Annotated in this window: 1 pseudogene; it reads right to left on the reverse strand. The window is 42.5% G+C overall.

Annotated elements, in window-relative coordinates:
- A pseudogene (locus tag HP401_RS29570) lies at positions 1–322 on the reverse strand (hypothetical protein); the annotation flags it as partial.

Here is a 322-nt window from a genome sequence, read left to right on the forward strand (position 1 = left end):
CAGAAATCTCATCATCCAGAACGGGAATCCCTTCGTGCACATTTACAAACTTGAAACCCTGCTCAGCGCCTCTCTGTCGAAACTCTGCTGTCCCAATCGGCATCACTTCTTTTAAATGCTTTGGTCCGTACTTTTCCAGCGCAGTAATAGCTAGTTTCATCGATTCTTCTGGCGTTAGCCATTTCTTTCCGTTTGGATCTTCTTCAGGGTATTCTCTTTCTTTCTTTTTCTTGTCAACCACACCGTAGCTCATGAATCGTCCTGTTTCTTCCTCCGTTATAATGATAGCCTCCAAGTCTTTATTGATTTCATGTGTATATTC

It is taken from the genome of Brevibacillus sp. HB2.2, assembly GCF_013284275.1.
Taxonomy (GTDB): domain Bacteria; phylum Bacillota; class Bacilli; order Brevibacillales; family Brevibacillaceae; genus Brevibacillus; species Brevibacillus brevis_D.